The sequence below is a fragment of the Flavobacterium sp. Sr18 genome, assembly GCF_011064265.1.
GTDB classification, from domain to species: Bacteria; Bacteroidota; Bacteroidia; order Flavobacteriales; family Flavobacteriaceae; genus Flavobacterium; species Flavobacterium petrolei.
Genome location: NZ_CP049329.1, coordinates 130,473 through 148,975, shown reverse-complemented (window position 1 = coordinate 148,975; position 18,503 = coordinate 130,473). Strand labels below are relative to the sequence as shown.

The following is an 18,503-nucleotide window of genomic DNA, read 5'->3' as shown; positions in this document are numbered from 1 at the left end:
TTGAACGGAATGAAAAAGTCTCTTAATCTATTCGTTATTTGCTTTTAACTCGGAATTCAATCTTTCAACATCAATGACAAATTTGTAAAAAGCATAATAACTTGTTACATACAAAACCATTCCCAATGGTCTAAAATAAGTTGGGGGCAGGTTATTTAAAAAAAGTTTCTCGATAAAAACGGTAAAATACAATCCTACAGATAGTACTCCAAAGATTGACAGCCAAGGCGTATTTGTAGTTTCATTCATAAAATAATTAGATAAAATAACTCCACCAAGAATGGATACTAATATATTTTGGACTAACAAAGCGTAATAACTTCCCTCTGGAATTCCATCCGAAATAGAAAGCAAATAAGAAAAAATAAATATAAAAGGAATTACTGCTATAAGTATTGGTATAAAATCTTTGACCTTGTTTAGCTTTACAATATAAACAATTAGTAATATTCTATGAACTATAATTCCGGCTAACCCCAACACCAAAAAAAGTTGTGATTCTGAAATAATAAATATACTGGTAAGCAACAAAAAAAAGATAGTTATAAAAAAAAACTCATTTCTTTCCTTGGAGGTAATCCAATAAAGATAAATTAGCAAAGCAGCAACTAAAGGTCTAAATGCAAACAAAATCATTTTGAATGAAAATAATTCTGCTAGAACCTCTACAATTGCAAAAGAAAACAAAAAAAATACGATTGTATTTTCCGGTATAAGATTATACTTTTTAGTTAGTAGACGCATCCATTTGATTTATTAAATTCATAAAATCATCTTCAGAGATTATAGAAATATTGAGTTTATTAGCTTTTTCTAATTTAGCAGGTCCCATATTATCGCCCGCTATAAGATAATCCGTTTTTGCCGAAATAGAACTTCCTACTTTCCCTCCATTATCTTCAATTGCTTTTTTCAAATCATCTCTTGAAAATTTCTCAAAAACACCGGAAACTACAAAGGTTTTTCCGGAAAGTTTATTGGTTGCATTTGGATTTATTTTTTCAATAATTTGAAATTGTATTCCTTGTTCTTTAAGTCTATCAATGATAATTCGATTTTCCTGATTATCAAAAAAATCAAGCACACTTTGCGCAATTCGTTCCCCTATTTCATCTACCAGAATCAAATCCATTAATGTAGCCTGACTCAATGCATCAATACTTTTATAATGTTTAGCCAATTTTTTAGCCACTGTTTCTCCAACAAATCTGATTCCAAGTGCAAACAGAACTCTCTCAAAAGGAATGTTTTTTGAATTAGCGACACCGTTTACCAAATTTTCAGCAGATTTTTGGGCCATTCGTTCCAAAGGAAGAATTTGCTCTACTTTTAATTCATATAAATCAGCATAATTATGAACCAATCCGTTATTGAAAAGCAAAGCTACTGTTTCGCCTCCAAGTCCTTCTATATCCATTGCTTTCCTTGAAATAAAATGCTGGATTCTCCCTATAATCTGGGGTGGACAACCATAAAAGTTAGGACAATAATGGTTTGCTTCGCCTTGACTTCTCACTAATTCAGTTTGACATTCCGGGCATTGTGTAATGTACTTTGTTGGCTCTGTATTTTCTGGGCGTTTGCTTAAATCAACGGCAATAATTTTTGGAATAATCTCCCCTCCTTTTTCTACAAAAACAGTATCTCCAACCCGAATATCGAGTTTCTCAATTTGATCTGCATTGTGCAAAGAAGCGCGTTTTACTATAGTTCCGGCTAGTTGCACAGGCTCTAAGTTAGCTACTGGAGTTATAGAACCAGTCCGACCAACTTGGTACGAAATAGAATTTAATTTTGTAGAAACCTGCTCTGATTTGAATTTATAGGCAATTGCCCAACGAGGTGATTTGGCGGTAAAACCCAATTCATCCTGATAATGAAAAGAATTTACTTTTACCACGACACCATCCGTTTCATAAGGAAGATTGTGCCTGTGCGTATCCCAATAATCTATATATTGAAAAACTCCGTCTAAATTATGTGCCAGTTTTGCTTCTTTCGGTGCTTTGAATCCCCATGTTCTGGCAGTTTCCAAGCCTTCAAATTGCGACTTAAAAGGCAGGTTATTTCCAATTAAAAAATATAAAAGACAATCCAAAGGTCTTTTTGCAACTTCAGCGCTATCTTGCAATTTTAAACTCCCGGAAGCCGTATTTCTTGGATTAGAATATGGCGTTTCTCCAATTTCAATTAATTCCTGATTCATTTTTTCAAAACCTGCAAAAGGCAAAATGATTTCGCCACGAACATCAAATTTATCGGGAAAATTGCCTTTCAACTCTAAAGGAATCGATTTTATAGTTTTGATGTTGTTCGTCACATCATCACCTTGAAAACCATCGCCTCGCGTAACAGCGCGTTTTAGTTTTCCGTTTTCATAGGTAATGCTGATAGAAGCTCCATCGTATTTTAATTCGCATGTATATTCTAATGGAACAACTCCTAAAACTTTTTGAATGCGTTTTTCCCAATCGATTAATTCTTCCTTAGAATACGAATTGTCCAATGAATACATTCGGTGTTCATGAGGTACAGTTTGGAAATTTTTGGTAATTGCACCTCCTACCCTTTGAGAAGGGGAATTTTCGTCAAAGTATTCTGGATATTTATTTTCTAAATTCTGAAGTTCTTTTAATTTTAAATCAAATTCAAAATCGGAAATCGTGGGTGTATCTAACACATAATAATTATAGTTGTGTTGATTTAATTCTTCCCTTAGTTTTTGAATCGTATTTTGAATATCCATAGAAAATAAAATTGGCTATTTTAGTTTTTAAAAAGTGTACTAAAATAACCAATTTAAAAGAAATGACAATACAATTATGATGTCATAATTTCATTTATTTGCTGGTATAAAAGACCATCACTTAAAAACGAACCTTGTTGTACCAATTCAAAAATTGAAGTATTACGCTCTTCTGTAAACTCTTTTTTTCCAATTTTCATTTCTATAGTTTCCGTAAACATATTATCGCTAAGCCATTGCAATCCGTCCTTTGTCAAAAAATCAACTTCAGGAACTAACGATTTTAAAACTATCGATTGAACGTACGTATCAAAACAATGAAAAAGAAAAATATGGTTTTTAGAAAAATGTTCTAAATACGTTGCTTTAGAAAGAACACCTTCCCAGATTAAATCAGAAAAAACGTCTAATTCTTGTTCCGCGACTTCTGGTTTTTCAGCTTTTATTTTATCCCACTCTGCTTTATCAATCGCTTGAGTGGCTAAAAAAGTACTGAATTCCTGATTTAATTCTTCAAATTGCTCTTTTGTTAATCTTGAGTATTTCATGAATGTATTTTAGTTTTTAATGTGAAATAATGCTAAAAAAATAATTAAAAAAATATCTTTCAAATAATTTTTATCTGTGCTGATATTCAAAATTATTTACAGACTATTATTGGCGGTTTCGCCTATAAGGTTAGTCAAATAAAAGCCGCAAAATTAATAAAATTCTAATCCATAATCTGTGATAGGTCTGAAAAAGTATGGAATTATTCTAGTGTAAGTTTCAGCAATACCAATAAAATGCATTTAAACAGACTATAAGATTATGTCCAGTTTTTATTTGCACGTCCAAAAAGTATAAACATAAAAAAAAGGGCCCATAAAAATGAGTCCTTTTTTTATTTAACAAAAAGATTAAACTGATTGTTCTTGCTTCTTTTTTGCTCTTTTCTCCTTGTATGCTTCCCAACTTGCTCCACCTACCCAATAGGATACGAAACCAACTAGAAAAAACATCAACCAAAATCCTATAGTAAGAATGGTTAAGAAAAGTAAAAAGCCTAAGTACTGTGAAAATTCAAACATGTTTTCCGGAATTTTGAATGTAGCCACAAATGTATGTTTAATTCCTTTTCTTACCAATAAAAAAACATAAAAACTATCAATCAATTTTTATAAAAAAGGAATTATCCGTATTTTTGAGCTCAGAATTTGGAGCTATTTCCCGCTGTACACTCCAATCTTTTCTTTTTGAAAGTAAAAAGAAAAGGATTTTCACTCCCATCAGGGCTAAAAACGTAATAAACAATATAATTATTTCTAAATAACAACAAAATGAAATTCAGAATAGAAAAAGACACCATGGGTGAAGTGCAGGTTCCAGCTGATAAATATTGGGGCGCACAAACAGAACGTTCAAGAAACAACTTCAAAATAGGTCCATCGGCTTCTATGCCAAAGGAAATAATTGAAGGTTTTGCTTATCTTAAAAAAGCAGCGGCTTACGCCAATTGTGATTTAGGAGTTTTACCAGCAGAAAAACGCGATGCCATTGCTGCCGTTTGTGATGAAATCCTAGCTGGAAAATTAGATAATGAATTTCCATTGGTGATTTGGCAAACCGGTTCAGGTACACAAAGTAACATGAACGTAAATGAAGTAGTTGCAAATCGTGCGCAAGTTCTTAAAGGATTCAACATTGGCGAAGGCGAACAATTCATTAAAGCCAATGATGATGTGAATAAATCGCAATCTTCAAACGATACTTTCCCAACAGGAATGCACATTGCGGCCTACAAAGCAGTTGTAGAAGTTACTATTCCCGGAGTTGAAAAATTAAGAGATACACTTCATGCAAAAGCAGTTGAATTCAACAATGTGGTAAAAATAGGTCGTACGCATTTAATGGATGCTACTCCACTTACACTAGGACAAGAAATTTCAGGATATGTAGCGCAATTGAATTACGGTTTGAAAGCGGTTAAAAACACATTGGCACACTTATCAGAAGTGGCTTTAGGCGGAACTGCAGTAGGAACCGGATTAAACACTCCAGAAGGATATGATGTAAAAGTAGCGGAATATATCGCTGAATTTACTGGACATCCATTCGTAACCGCCGAAAATAAATTTGAAGCATTAGCAGCACACGATGCTATTGTAGAAACACACGGCGCTTTAAAACAACTAGCGGTTTCATTGAATAAAATTGCCAATGACGTTCGTATGTTAGCTTCTGGACCACGTTCCGGAATTGGAGAAATCATTATTCCAGAAAACGAGCCTGGATCTTCTATAATGCCAGGAAAAGTAAATCCTACACAATGTGAAGCATTGACGATGGTTTGCGCACAAGTGATGGGGAATGATGTTGCAATCTCTGTTGGAGGAATGCAAGGACATTATGAATTGAACGTTTTCAAACCATTGATGGCTACAAATTTCTTACAATCAGCGAGATTACTTGGTGATGCTTGTATGTCTTTTGACGAACATTGCGCACAAGGTATCGAACCTAACTACAAACGCATCAAAGAATTGGTTGACAATTCATTAATGTTGGTTACGGCTTTAAATACTAAAATTGGCTACTACAAATCAGCTGAAATTGCTCAAACTGCACATAAAAATGGAACAACTTTAAAAGAAGAAGCTGTTCGTTTGGGATACGTAACTCCAGAAGATTTTGATGCTTGGGTTAAACCTGAAGATATGGTGGGAAGCCTTAAATAATTAATTTTCAATGATGAATTATTAACTATTAATATGATTTCTATAAAAAATCCCTGCAACTTACATTGCAGGGATTTTTTTATTTAAAAAGCTATCAAATACTATTTCATGTTATCGATAACTTCTTTCATGATTCGAATGCTTTTCAATTTATCGTCATGATCAAAAATTGGACTGGTAATCATCAATTCATCAATTTGTGTATATTCGATAAATTGCTTCAATTCTGTTTCTAATTTCTTTTTGCTTCCTACAAATGAACAAGCAGTCATTTGGTTCACATGAAAATGTTCTTCTTCGCTCATAATTCCATCTAATGAATCAACCGGCGGCTGCAATGGCTTTCTGTCATTCCGAATCAGATTCAGAAACATTTGAGTCAAACTAGTCGACAATTTTTCCGCTTCTTCATCGGTATCAGCAGCTATTGCGTTTACACACGCCATCGTTTTGGGATGGTCTAAATATTCCGAAGGTTTAAAATTATCTCGGTAAAATTGAAATGCCTGATACATCTGTTTCGGTGCAAAATGTCCAGCGAAAGCATACGGCAATCCATTGGCAGCAGCCAAGGCGGCACTATCCATACTGGAACCTAAAATCCAAATGGGAACTTTAATTCCTTCGGCAGGAAAAGCACGCACTTTTGCAGTAGCATTATCCTCCGAGAAAAATTCCTGAAGCGCAGCAACATTTTGAGGAAAGCGTTGCGATTGCTCGAAGAAATCTTTCCGAATCGCTTGTGCAGTTAATCCATCAGTTCCTGGCGCTCTTCCTAATCCTAAATCGATCCGGTTGGGATACAGTATTTCAAGAGTACCAAATTGTTCTGCAACAATTAACGGCGCATGATTGGGGAGCATGATGCCACCAGAACCTACACGGATATTTTGCGTTTGACTGGCAATATAACCAATCAAAACAACCGTCGCTGTACTGGCGACATGTGCCATATTATGATGTTCGGCTAGCCAAAATCTGTTGTATCCTAAACTGTCAGCTAATTGAGCTAACGCTTTTGTTTTTTGTAATGTTTCCCTTGCATTACTATCTTCTGTAATTATTGCTAATTCTAATATAGAAATTGGAATATTTTTAGTCATTATAAATTTCAAATTTTGAACAAAATTAGGCAATTACGGAATCTCATTAAATTTTGAGGTGTTAATTGATTTATAATATTTAAAACCACCCAAAAATTGGAATATAAATCCTTGATAAAAAAAATGGTTTTCCAAATATCAGGATAGCGAATAAAAAATCCCGTCTCTATAACTATAATGCAGACGGGATTTTATTATAAAACAGTGAGGGTAAGTTAGTTCTTACTCCACTCTGCGATACTATCTTTATTCATTTTTGCATAGTCTTGATTTTTAGCAATTTCAGCCGCCGCAAGGGATAATTTTGCAGTTTCGATTGCTCCTTTTTTATCTCCAAGTTTGGCTTGAATCAATGATTTCAATCTGTTGTACCAAAACGGTTTGTCTTTAGACATATCTAACGCTTTATTTACATAAACCAATGCTTTTGCATTGTCACCATTTGATTGGAATAAAAATTGAGCTGCTGAAAAATAATCTGCTGCTGCTGGTCCAGATAAGGCTTTCTCAATATTAGCAGTTGCTTTTTGTTGAGTAGGAACTTCAAATTTTACAGCTGCATAAGAGTTCTCCCAGTATATTTCTAAAAAGGCAAAATTGTTGTCTAATCCGCTAATTCCAATAGTGAATGTTTCTGCACTCTTATTTAAAGTTTCTGGTTTAACAGTTGCTCTAAGGGCTACATTTTCTTCCTTCCATTCTTCTGGATTACCCCAGTTATCAGTAGTTTTATAAAAAATTATTTCCCAACTTTCTATTTTTGGAATTGTATACAAAGAATATTTTCCTTTTTTCAAGATTTTTCCATCAATAACAACATCGTCACTAAAAGATACGGTTGTATTTTCATTAGCTCCGGTTCTCCATACTTTTCCAAAAGGGACTAAATTTCCAAAAACGGCTCTTCCTCTGGCACTTGGTCTTGAATAATTAATTTCTACAGCTGTCAAACCTACTTCTTGCATGATGGTAGATTTCGGACTGGATTGAGGTGTTTTTACCTGTGCTTCAATGGTGAAATTTGCTATAATAATGGCAAATACAATGATTATTTTTTTCATGTTTTTAATTTTTTTGTGTTCAAATTTACAAATTCAATGGCTTTCAAATGTTAATTATTCCTTAATTTAGAATCAATATTGGTAACTGTGTTAAAACCCAATTCATTAAAATGATTAATCACAACATCAGCTTCTGATAAATCTTGCGCCTCCGAATGAATACTGTTATATCCCACACAGAAAATTCCGGCAGCTTTCGCCGCTTTTATTCCATTCGTACTGTCTTCAATAACAATACAGTTTTCTTTTGGTGCAATTGATAAACTTGCGGCATGTTCAAAAATTGCAGGATGTGGTTTTGATTTAGGAAAATCTTCACCGCTTACCACATGCGTAAAATACTCATGCAATTTAAACCTGCTAAAAACACGCTCAATAGTAACTTTGGATGCCGAAGAAGCCAAAATCAATTGCATGCCATTTTGATATAATTCTTTAATAAGATTTTCAACACCTTCCAGTAATTCCAAATCTGCTTTACTATCAAAAGCATTATTAAAAATTGTCCGTTTTCTTTGAATCAAATCTTCTACTTCCTGCTCTATCACAAAAACTTCTTTCAATTTCTGAAACGTATTCCGAGTAGAAAAACCGGTAAATGAAGTGTACATTTCCTCCGTTACAGGAATATTCAACTCATCAAATTGTTTAAAATAAGCATAGCGGTGTACGGGTTCAGTATCGACAATTACACCATCCATGTCAAAAATTACGGTTTGTATCATTTTTTTAGATTATTAGACTTTATAGATTTTAAGACTTCTTAGATTTTTAGAACTGAATACTAAAATAACTGAATTATGATCACTATTTTTTAAGTAAATAGCGAATCACTGTTTCTGCAGCATACAAACCAAATAATCCCGGCATGTAACTGTTTGTTCCGTAAAATGATTTTTTAAAATTGGAACCATCCGTCATTTTCAAACTCGATTCGTCCTGAATCTCAGAAGAAAAAACTACTTTAAGTTTGTCAATTTTAAATTCTTTCAATCGTCTTCTTATGGTTTTAGCAAAATAACAATTCACGGTATTCGTGATATCCGTTACTTTAACTTTAGAAGCTTCCATTTTCCCGCCAGCGCCCATACTACTTATAATTTTTACTCTTTTTCGCTTGGCGCCAATAATCAAATTTAGCTTTGGAGTCACGCTATCAATGCAATCCAAAACATAATCAAATTCCTCTGAAACAATTTCGAAAGCACGTTCCGGCGAAAGAAATTCCTGCACACGCGTCAATTTCAATTCTGGATTGATGTCCATTAATCGATCCCCAACAACAGTCACCTTAGGTTGTCCCACGGTCGAATGTAAAGCCGGTAATTGTCGGTTTATATTGGTAATATCAACGACGTCACCATCAACAATAGTCATAGATCCCACTCCTGCTCTTGCCAAAAATTCGGCTGCAAAAGAACCAACACCACCCAATCCTACAACCAATACATTTGCATTTTTCAAATTATCTAAACCTTCTTTTTTGAATAAAAGTTCGGCTCTTTCTGTCCACTCTGCCATTGTTTTTTGTTTAAAGTTTAATGTTTTTGAAAAATTTTGAAATCAAAAACTTCATTAAAATTTGTATTCACTTTTTCTTGTATTTCTGAGACTGAAATTCCTTTGTATTTTGCTGCCAATTCATAAACAGCCTCAATTCCTTCCTCAACCGTATCCGTTTCCAGAAAAAATCGATTATCAGGAACGATTTTAAAAACAGCTTCCAGTTCTGGATTGAGCAATAAATATTTTCCAAACGAAATATAAAATCCATTGTCCAGTAATTGTTTAGCAACCTGCACATTTTTCGAAAAACCATGAACCAGCATTGGAACTGAAATATTCAATTTTTTCTTAATTGCAATCAATTCCTGAAAAGCCGCAACGCAATGTATCACAATCGGTTTTTTATATTTTTGTGCCAAAAACAATTGTTTTTCGAAAACCATTTGCTGCAATTCCATTGAAATATCGATGCGTTTGTCCAATCCGCATTCGCCAACAGCGAGACAATTTGCCTCTTGTAACTTACTTTCCATTATCGCCAAGTCAGCTTCTATTCGTTCTTCAACGATAAACCAAGGATGAATCCCGATGGAATAATTCGGAATTGTTGCATCAAATTCCTGAGGATATTGATTCACTAATTCCAACACATTCGGTTGATTAGTCCATTTATGCGTATGCAAATTAAAGAATTCCATCAGTCGTGAAATTTTTTAACTCCCGCTTTTATTTCGATATCCAAATCATTTTCCAATGGAACTTTTGGGCAGGAGTATTTATGATTATAAGCGCAATACGGATTGTACGATGTATTGAAATCAATCACAATCGTATCTCCTTTTGGGATTCTTAAATCGATATATTTCCCGCCAATATAACTATCCTTGCCAGAAGTCAAATCGGAAAACGGCAGAAATAAATAGTCTTTATACTCCTTCTTTTTGGAAAGTTCAATGTTTTTATAAACGTTCAGTTTAAAATCCCGACCATCAATTGTAAAAGAAAGTTCGCCGTATTTGACATACAATGGTTTTCTGTCCGTTGATGTTTTCATTTCAAAAGGCTTCTCTTTTTGAGTTCTTAGAAACTTTGCGACCACAAAAAAAGTTTCGCTTGCAGGGTAAAAATCAAGTGTTTTGAACTCTGCTAAATCTTCTGCAGTCAAAGGACTTTTCTTGGCATCCGCATATTCTTCGTTCAATTCCGTTTGGAATTTGGTTACAGCCGAAACATCAAATTTTTCTTGGCCAAAGCCTAAATTCAAGTGTAATAAAATAAACAAAGTGAATAGCGTTCTCATATTCTTATTTTTATGCAAAAATAGTTTAAAAGTTACTAGGACACAAAGACGCATCGGAACAAAGTTTTCTACCTTTGCAAAATAATAACTCTTTATATGTTTCAAACTGCTTTTCAACGTTACATTAATAATTTCAAAGGCTTCACCAGAGAAATTTGGATTCTTACACTCATCACTTTTATCAATCGCGCTGGTACGATGGTTTTGCCGTTTTTGTCCAAATATCTAAAAGAAGATTTGAATTTTTCCTATGCACAAGTCGGGTGGATTATGGTCGCTTTTGGTTTTGGTTCCATGCTTGGTTCGTGGCTTGGTGGCAAATTATCAGATAAAATAGGTTTTTATAGAATCATGGTTTTCAGTTTGTTCACCAGCGGAATACTGCTGTTTTTAGTACAATACATTCGAACATTTTGGGGATTATGCATTGGTATGTTCGTCATTATGACCGTTGCTGATATGTTTCGTCCCGCCATGTTCGTTTCCTTAGCGACCTACGCAAAACCTGAAAATCGTACCAGAGCACTGACTTTAGTTCGATTAGCGGTAAATCTAGGATTTACTGCTGGACCGGCTTTAGGTGGTTTGATAATCATGAATTTAGGATACAGCGGATTATTTTGGGTTGATGGAAGCTCGTGTATTATTTCTATATTAATTTTCACCTTATTAGTGAGAGAGCGCAAAAAACCAGCCGATTTAGACTCCGCAAATAGCGAAACCGAAATACCTGCTTCCGTTTTCAAAGACAAGATATTTTGGATTTTTCTCTTTATCTGTTTTATAACGGCCATGCTTTTCTTTCAACTTTTCACCACTTTGCCTTTATACCACAATGAAAAATTTGGTTTAACCGAGTTTCAAAGCGGACTTTTATTATCCTTAAATGGGTTACTGATTTTCTTCCTGGAAATGCCAATTGTGAGTATTAGTCAAAGAAAAAACATCGATAAACTCAAAATTATTCTTTGGGGCTCGTTACTGATGTCTCTAAGTTTCTATGTTTTAATGATTAATATGTGGGCAGGAATATTAATTGTGAGTATCCTTTTTATCACTTTTGGCGAAATGTTCATCTTTCCTTTTTCCAATTCTTTCGCTTTAAGCCGAGCGCCAAAAGGACACGAAGGTCGCTATATGGCACTGTTTACGATGAGTTTCAGCTTGGCACACATTGCGAGTTCTAAGACGGGACTAGAAATTATAGCCACTTTTGGCTATCAAGCCAACTGGTTTGTCATGGGAAGTTTAGGGATTTTATCAGTCGCAGGTTGCATCTGGCTGCAAAAACTCGTTCAAAAAGAAAAAAACTAATTCGATTATCATTCTTTGGGTGTGACCCCATAAAAAAAAGGGGCTTAGCAACAACATCGTTACTGGCCCCTTTTCTTTATAGCTGTCGTCCCGAACTTTCGGGATATACGCGCTACTTCGGTAGCTAGCTTTATCCCTCACGCAACCTCATTTTCACAATAACGTCTCTGATTAAAAGATTTTCCAGTTTCCAGAAACTATTGATATAAGTTAAAGAAACTATAAAAATAGTTAGTAAACTATATTTATAGTTGTGTAACTACAAAATTAGTTGTAAGTTTGATTTAAATAAAAAAATCATGCAAAAACTGACTAATAAAGAAGAAGAAATCATGCACATTTTATGGAAGCTCAAAAAAGCATTCGTAAAAGAAGTCCTTGCAGAAATAACAGAAGATCAACCGCATTACAACACACTTTCAACCATTGTGCGTAACCTCGAAGAAAAAGGTTTTGTTTCTCACAATGCCTTTGGGAACACGCACCAATATTATCCTATAGTGACTTTAGAAGAGTATAGAAAGCGCTTTATGAATACGGCAATCGATAATTATTTTGACAGTTCCTATAAAAATATGGTATCTCATTTTGCAAAAGAAGAAAAAATTTCTGCTGCTGAATTACGGGAAATTTTAGCCATGATTGAAAATCAAAAAGAGGAAATATAAACTTTATCGTAACAACAGTATTTATGGAAGCATTATATATCTACCTCATCAAATCCAGTGGATTAATTGCACTGTTTTATTTGGCTTATCATTTTATGTTGCGAAAAGAAACCTTTTTCAATAGTAATCGTTGGTTTCTATTAGTGGGTTTATTTACTTCCGTTCTTTTGCCAATAGTCGTTTTTACGAAAATAATATGGGTCGAACCTAGTCCTGTAAATTATGATTGGTCATCATTGCCCATAACTACAACTGTAAATGAAGACCATACAGTAGAACATATTTATCTTGGATTAACAGTGCTGTACTGCGTTGGTGCATTATTTCAATTAACTAAATTTGGTTTTGATTTTTACAGTTTACAAAAAGTATTTAAAGGAAAAATAATAAAACGTCAAGCCGATTTTAAATTTATTGACTTACAAGACAACCTCGCTCCGTTCTCATTTTTTAATACTATCGTTTACAATTCGTCCTTATACAGCAGTTCCGAACTAGAAAATATTTTGGAACATGAAAAAGTGCATAGTGAGCAAAATCATACTGTTGATGTATTGATTTCAAGACTGTTTTGTATCCTTTTTTGGTTCAATCCGTTAATTTGGTTGTACAAAAAGGCGATTTTACAAAATCTTGAATTCATTGCTGACAACGAAGCTACCAAAAAAATATCCGACAAAAAAGCGTATCAGTTCACGCTTTTAAAAATAACAACACACGAAAATTGTGTTGCCATTACTAATCATTTTTATCAATCATTAATCAAAAAACGAATTGTTATGTTAAACAAAAATCAATCAAAAAAATCGAATTCTTGGAAGTACACGCTTGTTCTGCCTGCTTTAGTAGCATTTGTATCTTTATTTCAAATTGAAGTAATTGCTCAGGAAAAAGTAAAAGAAGAAACCAGTAAAGTGGAGTCAAAAAATCCTGTTACCACCACTTTAGAAATCCAGCAAGAAAAAGACAGTATTAAAAAAATTAAATCACTTGTAGTCAATAATTCCAAAAATGAAGGTATTGATCCAAATACAGAAATTTTTATTGATGGAAAAAAAGTGAGCAAAGAGGAATTAGATAGCACGAATCCTAATGACATTACAACGATGGATATCATTAAGGAGAATAACAAATCTATAATTAGAATTGTAACAAAAGGAAAAACTACAGGGAGTACAAGTATTTTTAATTCTGATATAGAAAAAACGGATTTGGGATTTGATAATGTCGATCCTAACAATGTAACTATACGTCAAAAAACAAAAGATACTTATACCGTTACAAAGGTTACGACAGAGAAAAATGGCATACCTGGTGATGCAGAATATTTTATTGACGGAAAAAAAGTAAGCGCGCTAGAGGCCGAAAGCATGAATCCAAATCATATAAGTTCAGTTAATGTACAAAAAGAGGGGACTTCGACTAAGAACTCAATCCGTATTATTACTAAAAGCTATCTAGATGGGAAAGAAATGATACCAGAGCCACCAACTCCTCCTACTGCACCAACTTTTAAATTTAAAGCTCCTAAAGCACCTGTTTTTCCCAAAGCGCCGAAAGCTCCAAAAGGAAATCCTATCACTGGTGATAAAAAAGCTTGGAAAGAATTCGATAAAAAAATGGAAGAGTTCAATAAAAAAATGGAAACATTAGCACCTGAAATGGAAGCCTTTGATAAAAAAATGGCTGAATTTGACAAAAAAATGGAACCTTTCCATGCGCAAATGGATAATTTTGAAAAAAAAATGAAAATCTACGAAAAGCAAATGGAAGAATACCAGTCCAAAGTTAACGAAAGAAAATAAATAGAAATTCACAATTTAGACGGTCTCAATCAAGACCGTCTTTTTTTATATCTTTGTCCAAAATAAAACCTTATGTATAAAATTCTAGCCAAAATAAACAAAGTCATTTTACCAAGTTTCACAAAGCAACGTTTGGATTTGGCAAAAGCCAAGAAATGGCAAATGGCAATTATTGGTTTTAGGTACTACGTAACGACGCGTGCGCTAGATTAATACGTAATTGCAGCAAAAATTTCATTTCCTTTAATTTTTGCTCTTCCATTCAAGAAAGCTAATTCCATCAGGAAATTGCATTGCACGATTTCTCCACCCAATCGTTCCACCAATTCGCAAACTGCGCTTGCCGTTCCTCCAGTTGCCAAAACATCATCGTGAATTAGAATTCTATCCCCTTTTTGAATCGCATCGGTATGAATTTCTAAAGTATCTGTTCCATATTCTAAATCATACGTCGCCGAAATGGTTTCGTAAGGTAACTTGTTAGGTTTTCGAACTGGAATAAAACCAACATTCAATTCCTGAGCTATCAACATTCCAAAGAAAAATCCACGACTTTCCACTCCTATTACCTTGTCAATTTTTTTATCTTTCAAGGATTCAATCAGTATTTCAAGGCATTTATTCCTTGCTTCGGGATTAATTAGCAACGGAGTGATGTCTTTAAACAAAATTCCTTCTTTAGGAAATCCCTGAATATCACGTATATACTTTTTTAATGGCATATTTTTTTGTTTTTTTACAATTTTAGACTTGCAAATTACACATTTATACTTATATTTGCACCCGCTAAGACGCCTTAGTTAAGACATCAATAGCAAAAAAATGGCCTTGTGGCGCAACTGAATAGCGCACTTGATTACGGCTCAAGAGGTTACTGGTTTGAATCCAGTCAAGGTCACAAAATATGAAAGTAGTCAACTTTCGAAGAAACTAAAACCCCTGTAAAATAGGGGTTTTTTCTTTTTTATACCTTCAATCTTTTATCATCTTTATTACCCCTATTCTGTACCAGGCCATATTAACACTACTAAGCCTTATTGATTCGCACATGGTTTTTCTTATAGTGCCCTAAATTTAAAAATAAGTGTGCCAAAAAATAAGCTTGTTTGAAACTACTTGTAATGTTAATTTGAAACTATCCTATTAAATCCATAGACTATGTGAAATAATTATGATTTTTCTTGGTGGAGTAAAAAATAGTTTGCAAATTTGCCTCATCAAAAAAACAGAACAAATGAAATTAAATAATTACAATATGTGTAGCATGATGACGGTTAATCCCGCAGAGCTACTATTGTAATTATTTCTAAAGATAAAATAGAGCCTCTGCATACCGCAGGGGTTTTTTTATGCCCAAATTAAAAATTAATAAAAAAGTACTAATACAAAAAACAAACAATCAGTAATGAAAAAAACAAAAAAAATTGTAGCAATAACTGTAAGCTTAGTTGCCTTTTCAACCACTTACAGCCAGATCAACCAAAAGGAAAATGACTCCATCAAAAAAAATGAATTATCTGAAATAATAGTAATTGGTTCCAGAAGCAAAAACCGAGTAAAAACAGATGTGCCTGTACCGATCGATATTTTGAATATATCTGAAATTACAAAAGGAGCACCACAAACCAGTATAACTCAAATTTTGAATTATGTGGCACCTTCATTTACCAGTAATCCCACGTCAACTGCAGATGGTACAGACCATATTGATCCGGCACAATTGAGAGGTTTAGGACCAGATCAAGTTTTAATACTTGTAAATGGTAAACGAAGACACACAAGCGCTTTAGTAAACATCAATGGTGCACCAGGAAGAGGTTCAGTGGGTACGGATTTGAACGCAATTCCATCTTTTGCTATTGATCGCATTGAAGTTTTAAGAGATGGAGCTGCAGCTCAATATGGTTCTGATGCTATTGCAGGAGTTATAAATATTGTACTTAAAAAAGACGCAAATTATATTTCAGGAACGATACAATATGGGGGGCTTTTATCCTCTGGAGCCAATAATTTCAAAGGAGGAATTGACGGACAAACAGCACAGTTAGATTTAAATTACGGAACTTCTCTTGGAAAAGAAAAAAGCTTTCTTAATATCACTGGTAGTGCCGTTACAAGGGACGCTACAAGCAGGGCTGGTATAAGAAGTAACGCAATTTTTAATGCCTACAATGCTGTTGAAAACAGAGCTGCACAAGGCGGTACAGCTATCAATTCTTTGTTTAGTAACATTAATAATACACCAAATTCTAGTCAAATAATTAATACAATTAAACAATATGCACCACAAGTAAATTACTTTACTTCTACTCAACAAAATACAATTTCAACTGCAACAACAATCAGTCAAATACAAAGTGCCTTAAATTTTGACGTAACTAATAATGAACTTTCATACAGAGGTCAGCAGAGAAGTGATTACAACATGAGCGTTGGGCAGTCAAAATTAGCTTCGGGGCAACTATATTACAATACCGCATATCCCATAAATGAAATTACTTCCTTGTATTCATTTGGTGGAGTTTCTTATAGAAACGGTAATTCGTATGCCTTTAACCGTCTTCCAAATGGCTCTGGAACTTTTAGCCAAGTGTATCAAAATGGTTTTTTACCTGAAATAGGATCTACAATTTTGGATGTGTCCTCTGCTATTGGAATTACTACAAGATTATTTGGCTTTGATACCGATATTAGTTCTAATTTAGGAACGAATTCTTTTCAATACAATGTCAATAATACAATAAATGCGACTTTGGGAGTAAACTCTCCCTCCTCTTTCAATGCAGGAAAAGTATCTTTTTTACAAAGTACAACCAATCTGGATTTAACTAGAAAATATGATTTCTTACAAGGATTAAATGTTGCATTTGGTGGGGAATTTAGATATGAAAATTATGAAATTCAGGCTGGTGAACAAGCTTCTTACGGTTTATATAATACCAATGGTGATTTTATTTCAGGAAATCTAGCCAGTAGTTCTCCCTTGATCGTGACTGATTTTTTCGGAAATAAAAGAGGCGCAGGAGCACAAGGATTTTCTGGATTTCAGCCTTCGGATGCGAAAGAAAAAAACAGAAAAAGTGTTGCTGCTTACTTGGATTTAGAATTAAATCCTTTTGAAAATTGGCTTGTAAACGGAGCTTTACGCTATGAAAATTATTCCGATTTTGGTAATACGGTTACTTTTAAATTGGCTTCACTTTTAAAATTAAATAGCAATATCAATTGGAGAATTTCAGGGCAAACAGGATTTAGAGCACCATCATTGCAACAGAAATATTTTGAAAGTAGTTCAACACAATTTATAAATGGATCCCCGTATCAGGTAGGTTATTTTACAAATGATTCAGACGCTGCTAAAAGTATTGGTGTGGCAAATTTAAAACCGGAAACTTCAAAAAGTGTGAGCACTGGATTTACGTTTAAAATTCCATCTGCTAATTTAACCATCGCAACCGATGCTTATTTCACTAGAATTGATGACCGTGTTGTATTAACAGGACAATATGCTAGGCCTTCAGATGCTCAAATAAGCGGATCAGCAACGCCGACGCAACAAGCTGCACTGACTTTGTTCCAACAGGCATTTGACACGAAAGGTGTAGAAAGAGCTTCGTTCTGGACCAACGGAATTAACTCTGAAACCAAAGGAATTGACATAGTTATTTCACACAAATACAATGTGATTCCAGATTTTACCATCAAAAATGATTTTGCGCTTAGTTACAATCAAACGAGAAGAGTTGGCGGTTTAAATGTGCCTCAATCTATTATAGATGCTGGTGGAGAACAGTATATCTATTCCTTTTTTCCAGAATCAAGCAAAGTATATTTAGAAGAAGCGATTCCAAAGGTTAAAGCGAATTTGGCAACCACTTTTGGCATCAAAAAATTAGACATTTATTTCAGAAACAGCTATTTCGGAGCCGTTACTGATCCTGGTGCAACAGATGTGAATTTAGATGGATCTTCATCCGTTTACGAACATCCGGAATACAGTGCTAAAATAGTAACTGACTTATCATTTGGCTACCAAGTTTCTGAAAAATTCAGATTGACAATCGGGGCTAATAATATTGGAGATGTATATCCGGACAGAAACAATCCTGCAACGCCATCATTTACCAATACTACTCCAACTCTTTCGCCATCACCTAGTGCTGATTTGAGTAATGCCAATCAGTTTGCCTATTCCAGAGCTGTTTCACAATTTGGTTTGAACGGAAGATTTGTTTTTGCCCGATTAGGCTTTAAATTTTAACTATTAACTACTTTAAAAATAA

17 protein-coding genes and 1 tRNA gene are annotated in these 18,503 nt (G+C 34.1%); 7 read left to right on the top strand and 11 right to left on the bottom strand.

Annotated elements, in window-relative coordinates:
• Window positions 1-27: 27 nt before the first annotated feature.
• The 4 genes from G7A72_RS00720 to G7A72_RS00705 form a co-directional block, all read right to left on the bottom strand.
• Complete coding sequence (locus G7A72_RS00720) at window positions 28-744, bottom strand: hypothetical protein (RefSeq protein ID WP_165151041.1); 717 nt, start codon at window positions 742-744, stop codon at window positions 28-30.
• Window positions 728-2,746, bottom strand: a complete 2,019-nt coding sequence (ligA, locus tag G7A72_RS00715; protein WP_165151040.1) for an NAD-dependent DNA ligase LigA — start codon at window positions 2,744-2,746, stop codon at window positions 728-730. Before ligA ends, G7A72_RS00720 begins: the two co-directional genes overlap by 17 nt.
• Window positions 2,747-2,820: 74 nt before the next feature.
• Window positions 2,821-3,294: a DUF6495 family protein gene (locus G7A72_RS00710; RefSeq protein ID WP_113665975.1), complete on the bottom strand. Its 474-nt coding sequence runs from the start codon at window positions 3,292-3,294 to the stop codon at window positions 2,821-2,823.
• 351 nt (window positions 3,295-3,645) lie between these two features.
• The gene (locus tag G7A72_RS00705; RefSeq protein WP_165150931.1) at window positions 3,646-3,843 is read right to left on the bottom strand and encodes a hypothetical protein; all 198 of its coding nucleotides are present in this window, start codon (window positions 3,841-3,843) and stop codon (window positions 3,646-3,648) included.
• 222 nt (window positions 3,844-4,065) lie between these two features.
• Between G7A72_RS00705 and fumC the strand changes: the two genes are divergently transcribed.
• Window positions 4,066-5,463: a class II fumarate hydratase gene (gene fumC / locus G7A72_RS00700; protein ID WP_165151039.1), complete on the top strand. Its 1,398-nt coding sequence runs from the start codon at window positions 4,066-4,068 to the stop codon at window positions 5,461-5,463.
• Window positions 5,464-5,564: 101 nt separating this feature from the next.
• On the opposite strand, the gene G7A72_RS00695 is transcribed toward fumC, so the two are convergent.
• The 6 genes from G7A72_RS00695 to G7A72_RS00670 all read right to left on the bottom strand — a co-directional run bounded on the left by G7A72_RS00695 (window position 5,565) and on the right by G7A72_RS00670 (window position 10,433).
• A complete protein-coding gene (locus G7A72_RS00695; RefSeq protein ID WP_165151038.1) occupies window positions 5,565-6,566 on the bottom strand; it encodes an LLM class flavin-dependent oxidoreductase in 1,002 nt (333 codons plus the stop codon).
• A gap of 215 nt (window positions 6,567-6,781) precedes the next feature.
• Window positions 6,782-7,627, bottom strand: coding sequence for a DUF2911 domain-containing protein (locus tag G7A72_RS00690; RefSeq protein ID WP_165151037.1), 846 nt, complete (start codon window positions 7,625-7,627; stop codon window positions 6,782-6,784).
• Window positions 7,628-7,677: 50 nt separating this feature from the next.
• A complete protein-coding gene (locus G7A72_RS00685) occupies window positions 7,678-8,352 on the bottom strand; it encodes an HAD family phosphatase (RefSeq protein WP_165151036.1) in 675 nt (224 codons plus the stop codon).
• A gap of 82 nt (window positions 8,353-8,434) precedes the next feature.
• Complete coding sequence (locus tag G7A72_RS00680; protein WP_165151035.1) at window positions 8,435-9,148, bottom strand: ThiF family adenylyltransferase; 714 nt, start codon at window positions 9,146-9,148, stop codon at window positions 8,435-8,437.
• Window positions 9,149-9,165: 17 nt separating this feature from the next.
• On the bottom strand, window positions 9,166-9,831 hold the full coding sequence (locus G7A72_RS00675; protein WP_165151034.1) for a TatD family hydrolase: 666 nt from the start codon (window positions 9,829-9,831) through the stop codon (window positions 9,166-9,168).
• Window positions 9,831-10,433 carry a DUF1684 domain-containing protein gene (locus G7A72_RS00670; RefSeq protein WP_113665982.1) on the bottom strand — a complete coding sequence of 201 codons (603 nt, stop codon included), beginning with the start codon at window positions 10,431-10,433 and terminating at the stop codon, window positions 9,831-9,833. Before G7A72_RS00670 ends, G7A72_RS00675 begins: the two co-directional genes overlap by 1 nt.
• Before the next feature lie 96 nt (window positions 10,434-10,529).
• Between G7A72_RS00670 and G7A72_RS00665 the strand changes: the two genes are divergently transcribed.
• The 4 genes from G7A72_RS00665 to G7A72_RS00650 all read left to right on the top strand — a co-directional run bounded on the left by G7A72_RS00665 (window position 10,530) and on the right by G7A72_RS00650 (window position 14,433).
• On the top strand, window positions 10,530-11,747 hold the full coding sequence (locus G7A72_RS00665) for an MFS transporter (protein WP_165151033.1): 1,218 nt from the start codon (window positions 10,530-10,532) through the stop codon (window positions 11,745-11,747).
• Between the two features lie 299 nt (window positions 11,748-12,046).
• Window positions 12,047-12,415, top strand: coding sequence for a BlaI/MecI/CopY family transcriptional regulator (locus G7A72_RS00660; protein WP_165151032.1), 369 nt, complete (start codon window positions 12,047-12,049; stop codon window positions 12,413-12,415).
• 23 nt (window positions 12,416-12,438) lie between these two features.
• Window positions 12,439-14,220, top strand: coding sequence for a M56 family metallopeptidase (locus G7A72_RS00655; protein WP_165151031.1), 1,782 nt, complete (start codon window positions 12,439-12,441; stop codon window positions 14,218-14,220).
• 72 nt (window positions 14,221-14,292) lie between these two features.
• The gene (locus tag G7A72_RS00650; RefSeq protein WP_113665986.1) at window positions 14,293-14,433 is read left to right on the top strand and encodes an SsrA-binding protein; all 141 of its coding nucleotides are present in this window, start codon (window positions 14,293-14,295) and stop codon (window positions 14,431-14,433) included.
• Here G7A72_RS00650 and G7A72_RS00645 read toward each other — a convergent pair.
• Window positions 14,430-14,942: an adenine phosphoribosyltransferase gene (locus tag G7A72_RS00645; protein ID WP_113665987.1), complete on the bottom strand. Its 513-nt coding sequence runs from the start codon at window positions 14,940-14,942 to the stop codon at window positions 14,430-14,432. The genes G7A72_RS00650 and G7A72_RS00645 overlap by 4 nt on opposite strands.
• Before the next feature lie 102 nt (window positions 14,943-15,044).
• On the opposite strand from G7A72_RS00645, the gene G7A72_RS00640 reads away from it, so the two are divergent.
• Window positions 15,045-15,118: transfer RNA gene (locus G7A72_RS00640), tRNA-Arg, on the top strand.
• 507 nt (window positions 15,119-15,625) lie between these two features.
• Window positions 15,626-18,481, top strand: a complete 2,856-nt coding sequence (locus G7A72_RS00635) for a TonB-dependent siderophore receptor (protein WP_165151030.1) — start codon at window positions 15,626-15,628, stop codon at window positions 18,479-18,481.
• Window positions 18,482-18,503: the final 22 nt, after the last annotated feature.